This is a genomic window from Roseimarinus sediminis (genome assembly GCF_050433125.1).
Classification (GTDB): Bacteria; Bacteroidota; Bacteroidia; order Bacteroidales; family Prolixibacteraceae; genus Roseimarinus; species Roseimarinus sediminis.
Genome location: NZ_JBNPXV010000051.1, coordinates 1 through 1,176 on the forward strand (window position 1 = coordinate 1; position 1,176 = coordinate 1,176).

The following is a 1,176-nucleotide window of genomic DNA, read 5'->3' on the forward strand; positions in this document are numbered from 1 at the left end:
GGCCGTGCCTACGGCACTTGGCATCGGATGTAGGGTTGGTGCTGATTAGCCTATGGTTGAAACCATAGGTTACAAGATGGGCCATGCCTACGGCATTGGTGAGGATTTTTCTCAATAAATATGCTACTCAGAACAGATGATTGAATGAATAAATAGTGTTGTAGTTGATTATAAGGGGAATAATAGGCTTTAACAAGCATGCGTATTTAATTTTTTCATAAATTTGAATTAATGTAAATCTCTCAAAATTAACGTTATGGCAAACGCTTATCATCAAATTCATCTTCACGCCATTTTTGGTGTAAAATACAGGAAAGCAATTCTTGAAAAAGATTGGCAACCAAGAATATTTGGTGTCATAGGAAATCTGATCAATGAAACAGGTTGTAAAACATTAATTGTTAATGGTGTTGAAGATCATGTTCATTGTTTAATCAGTTTGAACCCAGTAATTGCGGTTTCAGATCTGATGAAAGCCATTAAGGCAAAATCATCAAAATACGTTAATGATAATAATCTAACACCCATTAGATTTGAATGGCAGCGTGGTTATGGGATGTTCTCTTATAGTCATTCTCAGATTCAAAAGGTGTATCAATATATTATCAATCAGGAGGAGCATCATGCACGTCAAAAATTTATTGATGAGTATATTGAGTTTCTGCAAAAATTCAATATTTCTTATGATGAGCGATACGTTTTCAAACCCCTGATTTAGTTTGTTTTATAGATGGGCCATGCCTATGGCACTTGGCATAGGATGTTGGGTTGGTGCTGATTAGCCTATGGTTGAAACCATCGGTTACAGGATGGGCCCTGCCTGCGGCATTGGGGCAATCTGCTTTTTATGTGGATTTGTTTCAGTTCCGTCAGGAACGTTTTCATGCTGTAGCGTCGGGTTTTAACCCGATGGGTTGGGAGTTGTGTTTGGGGTTGAGTCCCGTAGGGACGGTACATGTTTGCTGATGGCCTTTTGTGGTTATCGATATAGGCCATGCCTATGGCACTTGGCATCGGTTGTTGAGATGGTGTTGATAATCCTATGGTTGAAACCATAGGTTACAAGATGGGCCATGCCTACGGCATTGGGGCAATCTGCTTTTTATGTGGATTTGTTTCAGTTCCGTCAGGAACGTTTTCATACTGTAGCGTCGGGTTTTAACCCGATGGGTTGGG

1 protein-coding gene is annotated in these 1,176 nt (G+C 39.9%); it reads left to right on the forward strand.

What is annotated here, in order from left to right; all coding sequences use genetic code 11:
* The first annotated feature begins 256 nt into the window (after nucleotides 1-256).
* Nucleotides 257-718 (forward strand): IS200/IS605 family transposase, encoded by a 462-nt coding sequence (gene tnpA / locus FHS86_RS19165; RefSeq protein ID WP_429417698.1) that lies wholly within the window; start codon nucleotides 257-259, stop codon nucleotides 716-718.
* Nucleotides 719-1,176: the final 458 nt, after the last annotated feature.

What these genes read in the sequence shown, in the direction of transcription:
- tnpA (WP_429417698.1), top strand. Translation starts at nt 257, where the DNA reads ATGGCAAACGCTTATCATCAAATTCATCTTCACGCCATTTTTGGTGTA.